The following is a 17,862-nucleotide window of genomic DNA, read 5'->3' as shown; positions in this document are numbered from 1 at the left end:
GCGCTGGAACGCGTTTGGTGGCGCTGTGGCGATTAGAAGTCGGCGTTGCCCACGGTGCGCGGGTGCGGCAGGACGTCGCGGATGTTGCCCACGCCGGTCAGATACATGACCAAGCGCTCGAAGCCCAAGCCGTAGCCGGCGTGCTTGCAGGAACCGTAGCGGCGCAGGTCAAGGTAGTACTTGTACTGCTCGGGATTCATGCCCAGGTCCTTGATGCGGGCCTCGAGCAGATCCAGGCGCTCCTCGCGCTGGGAGCCACCGATGATCTCGCCGATGCCCGGCACCAGGCAGTCGGCGGCGGCGACGGTCTTGCCGTCCTCGTTCATGCGCATGTAGAAGGCCTTGATCTCGGCCGGGTAGTCGGTCACAAAAGTCGGTCGCTTAAAGTGCTCCTCGGTCAGGAAGCGCTCGTGCTCGGTCTGCAGGTCGATGCCCCAGCTGACGGGGTAATCAAACTGGTGGCCAGCAGCGACTGCCTGCTCCAGGATCTCGACGGCCTCGGTGTAGGTAACGCGGGCAAAGTCGGAGTTGGCGACATGGTCCAGGCGCTCGAGCAGACCCTTGTCCACAAACTTGTTGAGCATATTGAGCTCGTCGGGGCAGGTTGCCATGACGTCCTTGAGGACATACTTGAGCATGGCCTCGGCGTTATCCATATAGTCGTTAAGGTCGGCAAAGGCCATCTCGGGCTCGATCATCCAAAACTCGGCGGCGTGGCGCGTGGTGTTGGAGTTCTCGGCACGGAAGGTGGGGCCAAAGGTGTACACGTCGCCAAAGGCCATGGCAAAGTTCTCGGCATTGAGCTGGCCGGACACGGTGAGGCTCGCATGCTTGCCAAAGAAGTCCTGGCTCCAGTCGACCTCGCCGGACTCGGTGAGGGGCGGATTTTTGGGGTCGAGCGTGGTCACGCGGAACATCTCGCCGGCGCCCTCGCAGTCGCTCGTGGTGATGATGGGGGTGTTGACGTAGACAAAGCCCTGCTCCTGGAAGAAGCGGTGGATGGCGGCAGCCGCGACAGAGCGAATGCGGAAGACGGCGCGGAACAGGTTGGTGCGCGGGCGCAGGTGCTGCTGGGTGCGCAGGAACTCGACGGTTGCGCGCTTCTTCTGCAGCGGGTAATCCGGGGCGCTGACGCCCTCGATCTCGATGGAGGTGGCAGAAAGCTCGAAAGGCTGGGGCGCATCGGGGGTCAGCTTGACGGTGCCGGTGCAAATGAGTGCGGCCGAGACGTTTTGATGGGCGATCTCGTCGTAGTTGTCGAGTGCATCGCGGTTCATGACGACCTGCAGGTCGCGGAAGCAGCTGCCGTCGTTGAGCGTAACGAAGCCAAAGTTCTTCATGTCGCGGACGGACTTGACCCAGCCGGCAACGGTGACGGTTTGGCCGCCGAGCGACTCGGCATCGGCATAGAGCTGCGCGATTTTGGTGCGGTTCACGTATCCTCCCATAACGGTTGAATGATAGTTATCCATACAGTTCGATATTCTAGCAGCTCGGCTCATTTGGGCTATACAGATAAGGCATTGGCGGGATGGTTTTTCAAACGAAAAGCGCCCGCGGCCAAATGGTCGCGGGCGCTTGACGAGGTGCCTTTTGGCTGTGTGCGCGGGACCTGGCTACTTGGTCTTGGCTACCAGCAGCGGGTCGCCAAGCTTGACGAGCGGGTTGCCGCCGATAAGCGTGCCAGACTCGCCGACGTGGTCGATGCTCTTGAGGCGGTCGAGCTCAGAGATGATGACGGTCACGATGTCCTCGTGACCGGCGGCCTTGATAGCGTCGCGGTCGAAGCTGATGAGCGGCTGGCCGGCCTTGACCGTGTCGCCCATCTCGACGAAGCGGGCAAAACCCTTGCCGTTCATTTCCACGGTGCCCAGGCCAACATGGATGAACACGCGAAGACCGTCCTCGGTGATCATGCCGATGGAGTGGTTGGTGACGGTGGTGGCGCCGATACGGCCGTTAGCGGGGGCGTAAATGGTGCCGGTAATGGGCTCGATGCCGTAGCCCTGGCCGAGCATGCCCGAGGCGATGGTCTCGTCGGGAACCTCACTCAGATTGACGAGCACGCCGTTGACAGGAGCGTAGATGACGCCTTCGCGGGTGGCGAAGCTTGCTGCGGGCGGAACGGACGCCTCGCCCGACGAAGTGAACGTGGACTTGAGCGAATCGAGCAGACCCATAGATGCCTCCAACGTATCAGGCGCGCATGTTGCACGCGTGTGGTTTGCCGGAAACGTTTCGTACGTGTTTCCCAGCACGGTCAGCGCTCCTATTTTACGCTGTCCAACGATACCTCTGAACAGCGATTTTGTGATATATCAGTTGAAGGCCAACTTATTGCGGGGGTGTTTCTGCGCCGCGGGCTCAAGTGGGGTACGCTAAGGTGCGAAAAACGAGTGCGCACGAATCGCACGGAGGGAGCACCTATGATTATTGAGAACCATGCGCTGTGGGGCGAGGAGCCGACCGAGGATTATCCGGCGACGTTTACGTATCTGGGTGCCGAGCCGCTGCCCGACAAGCCCAATGGCCGCCGCCCCGCGGTGATTATCTGCGGCGGAGGTGCGTTTACGCATATCGCTCCGCATGAGCAGGATCCCGTGGCGTTTGCGTTTTTGGATCACGGTTACCAGGCCTTTGTGCTCAACTATGTGACGAGCGGCACGGGTGACGTAAGTTTTCCGCACCCGCAGGCAGATCTTGCCAAGATGGTCGCCACGGTGCGTGCGAATGCCGACGAGTGGCATGTCGATCCCAAGCGCGTGTGCGTCGTGGGCTTTTCTGCGGGCGGTATGATCTGCGCCTCGCTGGCAACACAATGGAAGGCTGGTCCCTTCGCGGGCCTGGCAGGGGCGCGTCCGGACGACATTCGTCCCGATGCCGTAGTGCTGGGCTATCCGCTGCTCGACTTTGCCTATGTGCGCGACATGCAGACGCGCGACCCGCGCATCGACCTGCGCGTGCCCAAGACGGGTGGCAAGACGGGGCGCGATCTGCTCAACGACTACCTGTCGATGGTGACGGGTGGCGAGGCAACTGACGAGCATTTGGCCGATATCTGCCCCACCACACATGTTTCGCGTCAGATGCCGCCAACCTTTGTGTGGGGCGTGTCCGACGACAAGACGGCGCCGATCGCACAGGTCTACCCGTTTGCCCAGCGCATGGCCGAGGAGGGCGTCGTATGCGAGATGCACGTCTTTGACCAAGGTGGTCACGGCCTTTCGCTCGGCAACGCCAATACCGCGGTCGATAACGAGGACAAGCAGGTGGCGGTCCGTCCATGGATTCGCCTAGCCTTCCGCTTCCTGGAGCGCCACGGTTTCTAGACCGCGCAGCACGAGAGTGGATAATCTCCCATTTTTTGGTCTGCTTTTCGACAAAAACGGGGGATTATCCACTCTCGTGAGATGGGCGTCTGATAGCTTTCCTTGTTGTATTTCTACCAAACGGTGAACTGGGCGTTTTCCGTGTTCCAATGGACATCGCGAACGTAGTCGCGCACGCCCGTCGCGTCTCGTGCTTCGAACAACTCAAGAATATGAGCATGTTCGTTGTTGGCTTTATTGAGCAGTTTGCAAGCCGTCTCTTGGTCAACAGTCTCGTAATCGCGCTTGATAAAGCAACGCTCGAGCTGCGAGATCATATCGCGCAGACGGTCGTTGCCACAGCGGTTGAAGTACGTAAGGTGAAAGTCTCGCTGAATGTCGTCATACTTACGGATGAGACCGCCTTGGATCGCGAGGTCCATGGAGCCGACGAGAAATTTCAGCTGCGTAATATCGTCGTCAGTTAGATTCGGACAGGCGAGATATGCGGCCTGCCCGTCGAGCGGCCCCATAATCTCAAAGACTTCAACGGCGTTTTGCTGATCGAACCCACGGACGCGGAATCCGCGGCGGGGGAGATTGTCCAGATAGCCGTCGCTTGCGAGCTGGATGAGCGCTTCGCGGACCGGCGTGCGCGACACGCCCATGGCATCGCAGATCGCCTGCTCGCTCAGCCGGTCGCCGGCCGAAAGCTCGCCGGCGTCAATACGGCTCGAAATATAGTCGTATACGTGGTCCTTCAGGGGCTTTCTGAGCGTTTCCATGAGCCTATGTTCCTTAACGGTATATTTCTAAAAGCAAATACGTTTCACTTGAATAGCTCAGTTGAATTATAGAACGACCAGCTAAATCATGCTACTTTGCGCCGATACGTAAGAATACGCTTACCGAAGAATACCTACCGTTCAGGATTGTATACAATATACAAAACAGGAAAACCGCCCTAAGATAAAGCCATCGAAAGGAAGGCGGGCGCGAAGAAGTCCCGCTCTCTGCTAAGAGATCCAAGGAGGATCATCATGACCAAGTTCAGCCACGTCATCATCCGCCGCCCCGGCAAGTCCCTGAGCAATGGCATCACGAGTGCCCCCGAGCTTGGCCAGCCCATCTACGAGCGCGCCATCGAGGAGCACTACGATTATGAGCATGCGCTCGAGCAGTGCGGCGTTGACGTGTCGGTGCTGCCGGCACTCGAGCAGTATCCCGACAGCTGCTTCGTCGAAGATCCGGCCGTTATCACTCGCTGCGGCGCCATCATTACCAACCCCGGCGCCGATAGCCGCAACGGCGAGAAGGACGAGATTGAGCCGGCCGTCCGTCGCTTCTTTGACGACGAGCATGTCAAGCACATCGTTTCTCCGGGCACGCTTGACGGCGGCGACGTCATGATGGTCGGTGACCATTTCTACGTCGGTCGCTCCGCTCGTACCAACGAAGAGGGCATTCGCCAGTTCTGTGAGATTCTCGAGGGCTGGGGCCTCGAGGGTTCTGAGGTTCCGCTGGAGGAGGTCCTGCACCTCAAGACGGGCGTCAACTACATCGAGGACAACAACATGCTCGTCTCTGGTGAGTTCATCGATAAGCCTGACTTTGCCCAGTACAACAAGATCGTCGTGCCCGAGGACGAGGCGTACGGCGCCAACTGCATCTGGGTCAACGGTACGGTCATCGTTGCCGAGGGCTATCCGACTGTGCTCAAGGCCGTGCAGGATCTGGGCTACAAGACACTCGTCGTCGACACCTCCGAGTATCGCAAGGTCGACGGCGGCCTTTCTTGCCTGTCGCTGCGCTTCTAACGCGATAGCTGTAACAGTCTGATGATCGCTTGACCGATGGCCCGGCACCCGATTCGGGACGTCCGGGCCATCTTTCGTTCGATCACATGATGAAGGGGGTGCACATACAATGGCCTCTAAAACTTCTAACGACGAGATTATCGACCCCAATGGTCTGGATCTCTTCCGTCTGACCATGATGGTCATCACTGCGAGCATCTGCGGCGGTATCTTTTCTCTTGCCGGCGATATGGCGGCAGGCGGAGCCAATACCGGTGCGGTTATCGTCTCGTGGGGAATTTGCTTTATTGGCGTCTTTGCGTTGATGATGGTGTTCAACGGTTTGTCTCAAGCCCGTCCCGACCTGACCGGTGGCATCTATGCATACGCTGCGGCCGGTTTTGGCGATTACATTGGATTCAACTCCGCCTGGGGCTACTGGATCAGCGCATGCCTTTCCAACGTGAGCTTTGCACTTTTGCTGTTTAGCGCGCTGGGCTATTTCTTCCCTGCGTTTGGCGCGGGCAACAACCTGCTTTCTATCGTCTGCGCCAGCGTGTTTTTGTGGTTCCTTACCGCCCTTGTGCTTCGTGGCGTTAAGGAGGCTGCGGGCATTAACACGATTGTCACCTTGGCGAAGCTGGTGCCGCTGGGACTCTTTGTGCTGAGCATTGTGCTCCTGGGCAAGTTCAACGTCGATATCTTTATGGACAACTTCTGGGGAGAGCCGGCTGGTCCTGGCTTTGGCGAGCAGGTTGTCTCGACCATGATTGCCCTTGTCTGGGTCTTCACGGGCATCGAGGGCGCCGTTGTCATCTCGGGCCGCGCAAAGTACGTGCGTGACGTCGGTCGCTCGACGGCGCTCGGATTTGCGGCGGTCTTTGTCCTGTATTTGATTATTTCTATGCTGTCGCTCGGCATTATGCCGCGAGAGGAGATGGCACAGCTTGCAACGCCCTCCATGGCGGGAATTCTCGAGTGCGCAATCGGTCCGGTTGGTGCTGCCATCGTAAACCTTGGCGTTATCCTTTCGTTGGTCGGCGCGCTGCTGGGCTATGTCATCATTGCGTCCGAGACGCCGTTCGAGGCGGCGCGCCAGGGATCCTTCCCGCTGGCGTTTGCCAAGACGAACAAGCACGACGCCCCGGTGGTAACGGTTCTCGTGAGCTCCGGCATTACGCAGCTCTTCTTGATCGTGTCGTATGTGGCGGCGAGCACCTACCAGTTCTTCTATAGCTGCGCAGTCAACACGATTCTGGTTCCGTATGTCTGCTCGGCTGCCTATTACATGGTGATTGGCTGGAAGAACGAGCATCTGGACGGGCCGCATGCGCCCAGCGTCGGCAAAGCCCGCTTCTTCGGTACGCTCGGCTTCATCTACACATTGTTCCTGGTGTGGTCGACGGGTCTTCAGGGCGTTATGATCACGACGATTCTTTTTGCTCCGGCCATTCCCGTTTATATGCTGGGCGAGCGAGGCCGTGGTAAACCGGTGCTTCCGCATCTGCACGACAAGCTGATCGCAGCGGTGGTCATTGTCGTGGCAATCATTTCGCTGTATCTGCACTTTGCCGGCATTGCGCCGATAGTCTAAGACTGCGGCAAGCTTCATCGCTTGGTAAGCCGACGGAGGCATCGCGTGCCGGTGCCGTTCGGTAATCCATAACTGACGTGGGCCTCTGTAACGTGCCTTTGTGAGCGCCCACCAAGCCCGCGCAGGTGACATTTGTTGCCAGCGCGGGCTTTTGTTGTTGCGGCGAAATGCTGCCGGCAGCTGGGGACGTTCCTATTGTGCCGGCACCCTGGGACACTCCTTGGATGTTCCGCATGCGACGGAGGGAACGGATCATTTTGTCGAGGGGCGGGCGGCTGCTTCGGTCCTCGGGGAAACCGCGTCCCGTTTCGAGAGCAGATTCCGGGCCGCAGTTTCCCCGAGGGCTCCATTGGGAAATTGCATCCCAGTCTGAGCGCCGATTCCGGGCTGCAGTTTCCGCTAGATGCCTCAACCGGAAAGCCCATCCCGTTTAGGTGTTCCGGAGTGGGATTCGGTTTCCGCAGCAGGCCCGTCTGGGAAGCAATGGCCCAGAATCCCCCCTGCACCGATCTGTTGATTGAACATCGTTGCATGTTCGCGCTATCATGCATGGTTAAAATTGGTTAGCCATGGCAAACGGTTAGCCATGGTGAACATAAATACAACGCCCTGTGGGCGCCGGGGGAGGAACACGGACGTGAAGCTCGATACACTCGAGATTGGAAAGGACGCCGTTGTCGCATCGGTGGCATCGGACGATCAGGCACTCCGACAGCATATTTTGGACATGGGCCTAACGCCGGGCACCGAAGTCACCATGATGAAGTACGCCCCCATGGGCGACCCGCTCGAGATTCGCTTGCGTGGCTACGAGCTCACGCTGCGCAAAGACGATGCCGCGCGCATCGAGCTCGTGGGCGTGCACGACACCGATACCGGCCCGCGCGTTAACGCCGCAATCGGTACGACGGAGCACCCGGCACTCGGCGAGGGGACGTATTCGCCCCGTGCGGCAAAGACGGCTGTGCCCGAGGGCGCACCGCTGCATTTTGCCCTCGCCGGCAACCAAAACTGCGGTAAGACCACGCTGTTCAACCAGCTGACGGGTTCCAACCAGCACGTCGGCAACTTTCCCGGCGTGACGGTCGACCGCAAAGACGGCGCCATCCGTAACCACCCCGAGGCGAGCGTCACCGACCTACCTGGTATTTATTCGCTGTCGCCATACACGGGCGAGGAAGTCGTCAGCCGTCAATTTATCCTGGATGAGCATCCCGACGCCATCATCGACATCATCGACGCTACCAACATCGAGCGCAATTTGTACCTGACGCTGCAGCTTATGGAGCTCGATCGCCCCATGGTCATCGCGCTCAACATGATGGACGAGGTGACGGCCAACGGCGGCGCCGTGGACGTCAACCTGCTCGAGAGCCTGTTGGGCGTGCCTGTTGTCCCCATTAGCGCTGCCCGCAACGAGGGCATCGGCGAGTTGGTTGATCATGCCTTGCGCGTGGCGCGGTTCCGCGAGCGCCCCGGTCGCCTGGACTTCTGCGCGCCCGATGGCCCGGACGGCGGCGCGCTGCATCGCTGCATCCACGGCATCGCGAACCTTATCGAGGACCATGCCGCGACGGCGCATATTCCGGTGCGTTTTGCGGCGACCAAGCTGGTTGAGGGCGACGAGCTGGTAACCGAGGCACTTCACCTGGATCGCAACGAACTCGACGCCATCGAGCACATCATTACCCAGATGGAGGGCGAGGCCGGCACCGATCGCCTGTCCGCGCTGGCCGATATGCGCTTTAGCTTTATCGGCGACGTGTGCGGGCGTTGCGTCGTCAAGCCGCACGAGAGCCGCGAGCACGTGCGCTCCGTCAAGATCGACCGCATCCTGACGGGTCGCTATACGGCCATCCCGGCGTTCCTGGTGATCATGGGCCTCGTTTTTTGGCTGACGTTTGGCGTGATCGGCGCGGCGTTGCAGGGACTCATGGAGGACGGCATCGCTGCCATCATCGCCTCGGCCGATGCGGGTCTCAAAGCGTTCGGCACCAACGATGTGGTGCGCTCGCTGGCTGTCGACGGCGTGCTTACGGGCGTGGGCAGCGTGCTGGCCTTCCTGCCGATCATCGTCGTGCTCTTCTTGTTCCTCTCCATTCTGGAAGACTCCGGCTACATGGCGCGTGTGGCCTTTGTCATGGATAAGGTGCTGCGCCGCTTTGGTCTGTCGGGCCGCAGCTTCGTGCCCATGCTCGTTGGTTTTGGCTGCACCGTGCCGGCTATCATGTCGACCCGTACGCTCCCATCCGAGCACGACCGCAAGATGACGGTCATGCTCACGCCGTTCATGAGCTGCTCGGCCAAGTTGCCGGTCTACGGTCTGCTGTGCGGGGCGTTTTTCCCGCAGGCGACGGTACCCGCCATGGTCTCGCTCTATCTGATCGGCATCGCGGTCGGTTGCATCGCGGCTTTGGTGCTCAATCGCACGGCATTTAAGGGCGACCCGGTACCGTTTATCATGGAGCTTCCCAACTACCGCCTGCCGAGCGTCAAGACGACGGTGATGCTGGCATGGGATAAGGCAAAGGACTTTATCACCAAGGCCTTCACCATCATCTTTGCCGCTACCGTGGTCATCTGGTTCCTTCAGACGTTCGACATTCGCTTTAATGTGGTCGCCGATCAGTCGCAAAGCTTGCTTGCCGGTCTGGGTAGCATCATCGCGCCGGTGTTGGCCCCGCTCGGTTTTGGCGACTGGCGTGCATCCACGGCGCTCGTCACGGGACTTATTGCCAAAGAGAGCGTCATCTCGACGCTCACGGTGCTTTTGGGCGCAACCTCTCCCGCGGCACTGTCAGCCATGTTTTCGCCGTTTACCGCCTACGTGTTCTTGGTCTTTACGCTGCTGTACCCGCCTTGCGTGGCGTCCATCGGCGCCGTCAAGAGCGAGTTGGGCGCGCGCTATGCCGTTGCCGTGTTCGCGTTTCAGGTGACGGTCGCCTGGATCGTGGCGTTTGTCGTGCATTCGGCGGGCATATTGCTGGGGTTGGCTTAGGGGCGCGTTGATGCTCCGCGCTTTTGGGCGAGCAACAATTCAATAAATATGAGCCAAAATACCGGTAATTGTCGGCCTGCGGGGACTGTCCTACGCTGCAGGTTGCCGTTCGCTGCCTATTTGCTGCCGTTTACGGATTCGTAAATACTTGCAATCGTCGGTCGATTTAACCGCATTACGCGATGCCGATGCGCATTTTGTGTGCCCCTTTCTACAATCACTTTGTGTCTATTGCCGAACATGTCTTCCGTTTCGCCTGTGTGGGGACGTGGGGTGCAATAGTCGTTTGTAGAGGCTCATTGAGGAGGGAATTGATGAAAGAAAAATTCCAATCGTTCGGAAAGGCAATGCTCGTTCCGATTACGCTCATTGCCATTTCCGGTCTCTTTTTGGGTATCGGTAGCGTTTTTACGACCGAACTGACCCTTGTGTCCCTTGGCGTTAATTGGGACTGGTATGCCGCTTCGCCGCTCTTTACGTTCTTCTCGGTATTTAAGGGTCTCGGCGAGGTAATCATTGGAAACCTCGGTGTTTTGTTTGCCGTCGGCTGCGCCTTCTCCTTGTCTCGCAAAGAGAAGGGCTGGGCTGCCTTTTCTGCCCCTGTCTGCTATCTCACCATGCTCAAGACGGTTGAGATTCTGCTTGGAGCAGCTGGCTTGGCTGCCGACAATACAACGGTGGAAGCTCTTCAGAAGGTCGGCCTTACGTCCATTCAGGCGAGTGAGCAGTCCGCACTCTACACTACCTCGCTCGGCTTTTTTGGCTACAGCTCTGGTGTCTTTGGCGGCATTATCGTGGGCTGCCTGGTCGCCTGGATCACCGGCCGTTTTTACAAGACCAAGCTTCCAACGGCGCTGGCGTTTTTTGCGGGCAGTCGAACGGTTCCCATTGTATCGCTGGTCGCCGGTGGCGTCCTGGGCGGCATCATGTACTTCGTTTGGCCCGTCATCGGTGGATGCTTCTCGGGTATTGCGACGTTCGTGAAAGGCTCCGGTCTGGTCGGTACGTTTGTCTATCGCTGGGTGCTCGAGAGCCTTGTGCCGTTTGGCTTGCATCCGCTGCTCGAGACGCCCATGTATTGGACTGAGCTTGGCGGCTCCATGGTCGTCGACGGAACGCGCGTGGTGGGCAATAGCGCTATTCAGCTTGCACAGCTCGCTTCTCCCAGTAGCGACAAGCTCTTGGTTAGGGCCTTCATGGCTGGCTATGGCATTAACGATTACGCGTTGTTCCCGGGCATCGCCCTTGCTATGTGGTCTTGTGCCAAGCCCCAGAACCGCAAGAAGGTTGCTGGTCTTTTAATCCCCACAGTGATTTCGACTGTTTTCTTTGGCGTTACGGAGCCTATTCTCTTTACGTTCCTGTTTGCCGCCCCCTGGCTCTACTTTGGCGTTTACGCTCCGCTTTCCGGACTGGGTGAAGTTCTCTCGGAGGCAATGGGCGTTTCGGTGTACCAGGGAAATATCAAGGATCTGATCCCATTCTTATTCCGCCCCGAGAAGCTTAATCTGCTTCCGTACCTTATTCTGCTCCCCGCCTTTTTCCTGGCAGCTTTCTTCCTCTTCCGGTTCTTTATTACTAAGTTCGATATCAAGACGCCCGGTCGAGACGATGGTGACGATATTGAGTTGATCAACAGCAGAGCCGAGTTCGAGGCAAAGGCCGCTGAGGCAAAGGGCGAGTCTGATAGCACTCCCGAGAAGGCAGTCCAGGGCCGTGCGACCAAGGACAGCGCGCTTGCTGTTGGCATTGTCGAAGCGCTTGGTGGAGCCGACAACATTGATGATCTTGACAACTGCATCTCACGTCTTCGCGTGATTGTCAAGGATGGTTCTAAGGTTGCAGACGACGAGGTGTTCACCAAGAATCTTGAAGCTATGGGCGTTATCCGCCTGAGCGACAAGGCAATCCAGGTCATTTACGGTCCTCGTGTCGGCGAAGTCGCTTCTGAGGTGCACGAAGTTCTCGGTGACGAGTAAAACGCGCAAGTGGCTTTCAATTGCATAGCGCAATTCCAGGGCTTGGCTTCCTATCGCATGATTTAGGGAGCCAAGCCTTCTTGTTTTAGATTGTCAAGGCAGATACTCAATAGTTCTTCGAATGCGAGAATACAACTTCCGGTAAAGCAGTTAGGCTTAACGTTCTTAAGATCCATTGGGTGATCGTCATGTATCGTAAAGATCGCGTCTGCCGTCTTGGCGAGCTCGCTGTCTTCGTTGCCGGTAAACGCGAGGGTCGTAATGCCCGCGTCGTGGCATGCCCTTGCGGTTTCCAGGATGGCTTCTGTCTGGCCCGATTTGGATATGAGCATCATGCAGCTGAGCGTATTTCGGTTGGATTCGACAAACTGATCGGTTTCTAGGAAGTCCTGTATAACGGCCAAAAAGCCAAGTCCAACGAGCTTGGTCGCCATGTACTGCGCGACGATGCGTGAGAAGCCCTCTCCGTTTACTCCGATCATTCTGTTGCGATGCAGGGCGGCGATGAATACGTCTACATCTCCGGTGTGGCATACGAAGTGGACGCTACTGTCTTTGAGTGATTGATTCATTTCGCGGGAGACATGCTGAAGGTGCTTGAGATCGTACATCATTTCGCGGTAGCCACGGTAGCCGAGCTTTTTCGAAAGCCTGATGACTGTCGTCATGCTGGTAAAGCATGCCATGGCGACGGGTTTTATGCCAATATCATCGAGGGTGTCGATATTGTTGAGTAGGTATTCGAGTACGCTTTGCTCGGTTTCGGATAGCTTTGCGGCTGAGTAGAGCTTGGAAATCTGCTTTTTATCAACCATCGGTGCTCCCTTCCCGCCGGACGTGTGCGGCCGCTTCCGTTGCGTAAATAATAACTCCTTGGGGAATTCCTTTCCTGCCTTGCAGCCGGGGCGGGAAGCGGCCCTCCATGCTGGATACAATATCCATACACAGGCGAACCATGCAATATTGAATGTGCTAATTGGGGGTTTCGATATGAAACTTACGGTCATAGGGGGCGGTGGCGTCCGCTCCATGTTTTTGGCAAAGAGCATAGCCCAGCAGGCGTCATCGCTTGGAATCGATGAACTTGTGTTTATGGACAATGATCCCGAGAAGCTGCGCATCTACGGTGGCCTTGCCGCCCATGTCTCGGGCATGCTTTGCCCCACGCTTAATTTTTCACTGACGGGCGATGCAGTCGAGGCCGTTAAGGACGCCGATTACGTGATCACGACGATTCGCGTCGGTGGGGACCATATGCGCGTTCGCGATGAGCGCATTGCTCTTTCACATGGGGTTCTTGGCCAGGAGACGACTGGCGCAGCCGGCGTGTCTTTTGCCATGCGCTCCGTCCCTGCGCTTGCTTCGTATTGCGAGTTAATCAAGAAGTACGCAAAGCCGGGCGTCAAGGTGTTTAACTTTACTAATCCCGCTGGCGTCGTATCTCAGGCCCTACGCGATATGGGCTATGATTTTACTTATGGCATTTGCGATGCCCCCTCGGGCATGTTGCATCAGTTTGCCGAGTATAAAGGCGTTGATCCCGCATCGGTTCAGGGCGAGTGCTATGGACTCAACCACCTCTCGTTCTTCCGCAATGTGACGGTTGACGGCGAGGACATCATGCCCGACTTGATCCACGACGACGGGGCATATGCTCATACAGATCTTAGGTTCTTCGAGAAGGACCTCGTCCTAAATCGCGGATGCGTGCCAAATGAGTACCTATACTATTTCTACTATCGCGAGCGCGCCGTTGCCAACGTTCTCTCTTCGCCCCAGACGCGCGGCGAACTAATTGAAGAAATTAATCGAGAAATGACGAGCGAGCTTGCATCTATCGATATTGAGAACGACTTCGAAAAAGGCCTCGCGTGCTTTGAGAAGTGGTACGGAATGCGCGAAAACAATTACATGGCGGCCGAGACGGGTATTCATCGCGACAAGCCGTGGACGTTTGACGTGTACGGCAAAGATGCTGGCGGATACGCAGGTGTCGCGCTCCGTTTCATGGATATTGCTCGCTCTGGCAAGACGCAGCAGATGATCCTGTGCACCCCCAACAATGGCGCCATCCCCGGCCTTCTCGATACAGATGTCATTGAGTCAACGTGCGATATCTCCACCGATGGCTGTGTACCGCATCGCGTCGAAGCCGATTCTGTGCCCGCGGGAAACCTCGAATTGATTCGTCGCGTCAAGTACTACGAGCGCACCGTGGCGCGTGGCATCGTTAACCGATCGAAGCGCGACATTGTCGAGAGCCTCGCGATGCACCCGCTCGTTAATTCGTACTCCTTGGCGAAAGATATCGCCGCGCAGTACTTTGAGCTTAACCGCGACTACATCGACGGCTGGACAGACTAGTCTGGACGTTAAAACTAGAAATCATGGATGGGCGGACCGGCGTTTATATTGGCGCTCGTTCGCCCTGCCTAGTAAGAAAACGGGTATAGAGTGAACTTGCGAGAGAACTTCAATGTCTTTCTGGAATCGGGCGATCGGGCGAAGGGATGCCGGAGTGGCTGCACGATGGCGTTATATATCCCCTTGTTTGTTATGAGCGCGCTTCAAATTGGTGTATCAAACGTTGCAACTGAGCTCGCCTATATCAATCCGTCCATTACGCTTATTTGCACTGTGGTCGCGGCCTTTTTAAACCTGCTTCTATCGAATGTGGCTTTTTCATTATTTGCCGTCGACCGGTCCAAAGAGACGGTGCAACCTGCTCGAACCCCTCCGGTTTATCTCTTGGCCTCGACGGTTCCCCTCCAGATTTCTGGGGCGCTGCTAATTTATTTGGTTCACTTGATTTTATCGGCAATTGTAGTCTTTGCCTCGCTTGCGAGCAGCCAGCTCGGGGTGTTGTGCTCGCTTGTGGTGGCAGTAATCGTGACGCTTCTTTCCGCGTCGTTCGTATTCGTGTTAATTGAAGATGCGGACGTGGAGCAGAGGGGACTACGAGGCATTCGGTTTGCACCACGCTACATCATGCGTTCGGTCACGGTGCTTCGTTCCTCCTGCAGGGAAATCGCGCGTCCCGCAACGCTGCTGGTGGCATGGAACCTGGTTGCAAGTTGCGCTATCCAGGTTCTTGTTGGATGGGTAGTTTCGAGTGCGGCGCTGCCGTCGGCACTTTCAGTGACGGCGCTTGTACATGAGGGACTTTATTATGGGGCGTTTGCTTATATGCTGCTTTTGCTAGTTCATTGTGCGGTTGCGAGTTGGCTCGAAATTGACGTGCTCATGGGGGTGTCCTTGTGCGTATCCGAGCAGGCGCGATAGCCCGAAGATGAAGCCGCGTTTTCGACATTGAGTTTCTGCGTACCTTGCTTTCTAAGCAGAATTGGCGCGCCATCTGTTAACGATCGTTTTCCAAGAATTCTTTTGTTGCTCATTTTATAGACTTCTCATTGCTATAATCGCCCACCGCTCTAGATGATCGGAGAGGTTTTCCTATATGGCTCAAACAAAGCAAGGTGGTATCGCACTCAGGCAGTGGCTCCCGCTTATCGGGCTCGCCTGCTGCGCGTTCGTGTTCAACACGTCGGAGTTTATGCCCATCGGCCTTCTGACTGATATCGCCGCATCGTTCTCGCTCACCGAGGCCCAGGCAGGCATCATGATCTCGGTCTATGCTTGGGGCGTCATGCTGCTGTCGCTGCCGCTTATGGTGTTTGCCTCGCGCTTTGAGTTCAAGCGGATGCTGCTGGGCGTGCTTGCCGTGTTCTCGCTGGGCCAGTTCCTGTCCGCCGTGGCGCCGACCTATCCCATTCTGGTCTGCGCACGCCTGGTGGTTGCCTGCGCGCACGCCGTGTTCTGGTCGGTCGCCTCGATCATGGCGTCGCGTCTGGTTGACACGCGCCATGGGGCACTCGCCATCAGCATGATCGCCACGGGCTCTTCCATCGCACAGATCTTTGGCCTGCCCCTCGGCCGCGCCATTGGCCTGGCCGTGGGCTGGCGTATGACGTTTGCCGTGGTCGGGGCCTTCTCTGCCGCCGCGGTGGTGTACCAGGCAGCGGTGTTCCCGGCCATGCCGGCGGGTGAGCGCTTTACCGTTAAGCAGCTGCCCGAGCTGCTCAAGAACCCGTTCCTGATCGCGCTCTACGCGGTCACGGTCTTTATGGCGACCGGCTATTACGCAAGCTACAGCTATATCGAGCCCTTCCTGGCGCAGGTCGCGCACGTCGATGCGGGCGCCATCACCATGACGCTGACGGCGTTTGGCTTCTCCGGTCTGGTGGGCAGCTGGCTGTTTGGCCGCCTGTTCGACGGGCACCGGTTCCCATTCTTGGCTATTACGCTCTCCGGTGTGCCGGCGGCCCTGCTGCTCATGGGTCCGGCCGCATCGTCGCTCGCGGCGGTGCTTGCCGTCTGCGCGCTATGGGGCTGCTGCTCCACGGCCTTTAACGTGGCGTTCCAGGCCGAGCTCATCAAGTACACGCCGGCGGATTCGTCGGCCGTCGCCATGTCGATCTTCTCGGGCCTGTTCAATCTGGGTATCGGCACGGGCACCGCGATCGGCGGCGCCGTGGTGTCGGGCCCCGGTATCGCTTGGATTGGCTTCGCGGGCGGGGCGATTGCCGTCGTGGGCGTCATCCTCGCCATCACCGTGCTGTTCCCAGCCATCCGCCGTGCCAAGCCCGTCGCCTAATCACGTCCCCTCATCAGTTGCGGTGGAATAGTTCCTGTTTAAGGCCCCTGAAGGCCCAAGCAGGAACTATTTCACCGCAACTTATTTTGGGGAAGGGGATGCAAGCTGGGCATACAATGGGTAGCGTTGTGTTGAGCTTACTGGGAGGCTGTTATGTGGGCATACGAGACGACGTTCTATCAAATCTATCCGCTGGGCTTTTGCGGAGCTCCGCGCGAAAACGCCGCGCCCGTTGCCGAGGATGAGCTCGCCCAGGCTGCCAACGCCGCGCCCAACCCCGATGCGCCCATCATGAAGATCGCCCAATGGGCCGACTACCTGCAAAAACTCGGTATTGGCGCCGTGCTGATCAACCCGCCGCTCGAGTCTGATAGCCACGGCTACGACACGCGCAGCCTGCGCCACATCGACCGTCGCTTGGGCGGGGATGCCGACTTTGCCGCCGTATGCGGCACGCTGCATGCCCACGGCATCCGCGTGGTGCTCGACGCCGTCTTCAACCACGTCGGTCGTGGCTTTTGGGCCTTCCGCGATGTGCAGGAGCACAAGTGGGACTCGCCTTACAAGGATTGGTTCCACATCAGCTTTGACGGCGACTCGTGCTATGGCGACGGCTTTTGGTACGAGGGCTGGGAGGGCCATTTTGAGCTTGTGAAGCTCAATCTGCAAAATCCCGCTGTGGTCGATTACCTGCTCGAGTCCGTACGCCGCTGGGCCGAGGTCTTTGGCGTCGACGGTCTGCGCCTGGACGTCGCCTACATGCTCGACCGCGATTTCATGCGTCGTCTGCATAGCTTTGCCCGTGAGCTCAAGCCTGATTTCGTGCTGATCGGCGAGACACTCCACGGCGACTACAGCCAAATCGTCAACGACGAGATGCTCGACTCCTGCACCAACTACGAGTGCTACAAGGGCCTGTACTCCAGCTTTAACTCGGTCAACATGTTCGAGATCGCTCATTCGCTGCATCGCCAGTTTGGCGGCGATCCGTGGTGCATCTACCGTGGCAAACACCTGCTGTCGTTTGTCGACAACCACGACGTGCCGCGCCTGGCAAGCATCCTCACCGACAAGTCGTGCCTGCGTCCCGCCTATGGCATGCTCTTTGGCATGCCGGGCATCCCGTGCGTCTACTATGGCAGCGAGTGGGGAATCGCTGGCGGAAAGGGCGGCCCCGATGGCGACTGGGCGCTGCGGCCTGCGCTCGATGAGCCCGCGCCCAACGAGCTGACGGCGTTCATCACGCAGCTCGCGCACCTGCGCTCGGCCGACGATGCGGCGGCACGCGCTCTCAACTACGGCGCGTACCGCAACGTGGTGATTCAGAACAAGCAACTGTTGTTTGAGCGCGCCTGTGACGGCGCGACGGTGCTCGTGGCGGTGAACGCCGTGGACGAGCCTTACACCTTTGGCGCCGGCGAGCTCAACGGCTCCTTTGTCGATTTGCTTGCCGACGATGCACCCACGGTCGAGCTGGCTGGCTCCCTTGAGCTTGCGCCCTACGAGGTGCGTTATCTGTTGAGGGCCTAGGCC

Annotated in this window: 13 protein-coding genes; 9 read left to right on the top strand and 4 right to left on the bottom strand. The window is 58.1% G+C overall.

The window, feature by feature from the left end:
- Positions 1–32 precede the first annotated feature (32 nt).
- Positions 33–1,436 carry an asparagine--tRNA ligase gene (gene asnS, locus DW925_RS00530; RefSeq protein ID WP_117790173.1) on the bottom strand — a complete coding sequence of 468 codons (1,404 nt, stop codon included), beginning with the start codon at positions 1,434–1,436 and terminating at the stop codon, positions 33–35.
- 180 nt (positions 1,437–1,616) lie between these two features.
- A complete protein-coding gene (locus tag DW925_RS00525; protein WP_117583092.1) occupies positions 1,617–2,180 on the bottom strand; it encodes a PTS glucose transporter subunit IIA in 564 nt (187 codons plus the stop codon).
- Positions 2,181–2,426: 246 nt separating this feature from the next.
- On the opposite strand from DW925_RS00525, the gene DW925_RS00520 reads away from it, so the two are divergent.
- Positions 2,427–3,329 (top strand): alpha/beta hydrolase, encoded by a 903-nt coding sequence (locus DW925_RS00520; protein ID WP_117583091.1) that lies wholly within the window; start codon positions 2,427–2,429, stop codon positions 3,327–3,329.
- A gap of 113 nt (positions 3,330–3,442) precedes the next feature.
- Here DW925_RS00520 and DW925_RS00515 read toward each other — a convergent pair whose 3' ends face one another.
- Positions 3,443–4,093 carry a GntR family transcriptional regulator gene (locus DW925_RS00515; protein ID WP_117583090.1) on the bottom strand — a complete coding sequence of 217 codons (651 nt, stop codon included), beginning with the start codon at positions 4,091–4,093 and terminating at the stop codon, positions 3,443–3,445.
- A 255-nt stretch (positions 4,094–4,348) separates the two neighbouring features.
- Here DW925_RS00515 and DW925_RS00510 point away from each other — a divergent pair, with 255 nt between their 5' ends.
- The 4 genes from DW925_RS00510 (at position 4,349) to DW925_RS00495 (ending at position 11,675) form a co-directional block, all read left to right on the top strand.
- The gene (locus DW925_RS00510; RefSeq protein WP_117583089.1) at positions 4,349–5,125 is read left to right on the top strand and encodes a dimethylarginine dimethylaminohydrolase family protein; all 777 of its coding nucleotides are present in this window, start codon (positions 4,349–4,351) and stop codon (positions 5,123–5,125) included.
- 109 nt (positions 5,126–5,234) lie between these two features.
- On the top strand, positions 5,235–6,698 hold the full coding sequence (locus DW925_RS00505) for a basic amino acid/polyamine antiporter (protein ID WP_117583088.1): 1,464 nt from the start codon (positions 5,235–5,237) through the stop codon (positions 6,696–6,698).
- Positions 6,699–7,284: 586 nt separating this feature from the next.
- Positions 7,285–9,696, top strand: a complete 2,412-nt coding sequence (gene feoB / locus DW925_RS00500; RefSeq protein WP_117790133.1) for a ferrous iron transport protein B — start codon at positions 7,285–7,287, stop codon at positions 9,694–9,696.
- 314 nt (positions 9,697–10,010) lie between these two features.
- Positions 10,011–11,675 (top strand): PTS transporter subunit EIIC, encoded by a 1,665-nt coding sequence (locus DW925_RS00495; RefSeq protein WP_158565715.1) that lies wholly within the window; start codon positions 10,011–10,013, stop codon positions 11,673–11,675.
- Between the two features lie 62 nt (positions 11,676–11,737).
- On the opposite strand, the gene DW925_RS00490 is transcribed toward DW925_RS00495, so the two are convergent.
- Positions 11,738–12,490, bottom strand: coding sequence for a MurR/RpiR family transcriptional regulator (locus tag DW925_RS00490; RefSeq protein WP_158550125.1), 753 nt, complete (start codon positions 12,488–12,490; stop codon positions 11,738–11,740).
- Positions 12,491–12,665: 175 nt separating this feature from the next.
- On the opposite strand from DW925_RS00490, the gene DW925_RS00485 reads away from it, so the two are divergent.
- From DW925_RS00485 to DW925_RS00470, 4 genes are all read left to right on the top strand, one after another.
- Positions 12,666–14,039 (top strand): 6-phospho-beta-glucosidase, encoded by a 1,374-nt coding sequence (locus tag DW925_RS00485; protein ID WP_117583084.1) that lies wholly within the window; start codon positions 12,666–12,668, stop codon positions 14,037–14,039.
- A 96-nt stretch (positions 14,040–14,135) separates the two neighbouring features.
- Entirely contained in the window at positions 14,136–14,957 is an 822-nt protein-coding gene (locus DW925_RS00480; RefSeq protein ID WP_147330888.1) for a hypothetical protein, read from the top strand.
- Between the two features lie 175 nt (positions 14,958–15,132).
- A complete protein-coding gene (locus DW925_RS00475; RefSeq protein ID WP_117790131.1) occupies positions 15,133–16,329 on the top strand; it encodes an MFS transporter in 1,197 nt (398 codons plus the stop codon).
- Positions 16,330–16,482: 153 nt separating this feature from the next.
- A complete protein-coding gene (locus DW925_RS00470) occupies positions 16,483–17,859 on the top strand; it encodes an alpha-amylase family glycosyl hydrolase (protein ID WP_117790130.1) in 1,377 nt (458 codons plus the stop codon).
- Positions 17,860–17,862: the final 3 nt, after the last annotated feature.

Source organism: Collinsella sp. AM43-1, from assembly GCF_003467925.1.
GTDB lineage: Bacteria > Actinomycetota > Coriobacteriia > Coriobacteriales > Coriobacteriaceae > Collinsella.
Note: the sequence above shows the minus strand (reverse complement) of the source record. Positions and strands in the feature narration are given on the sequence as shown.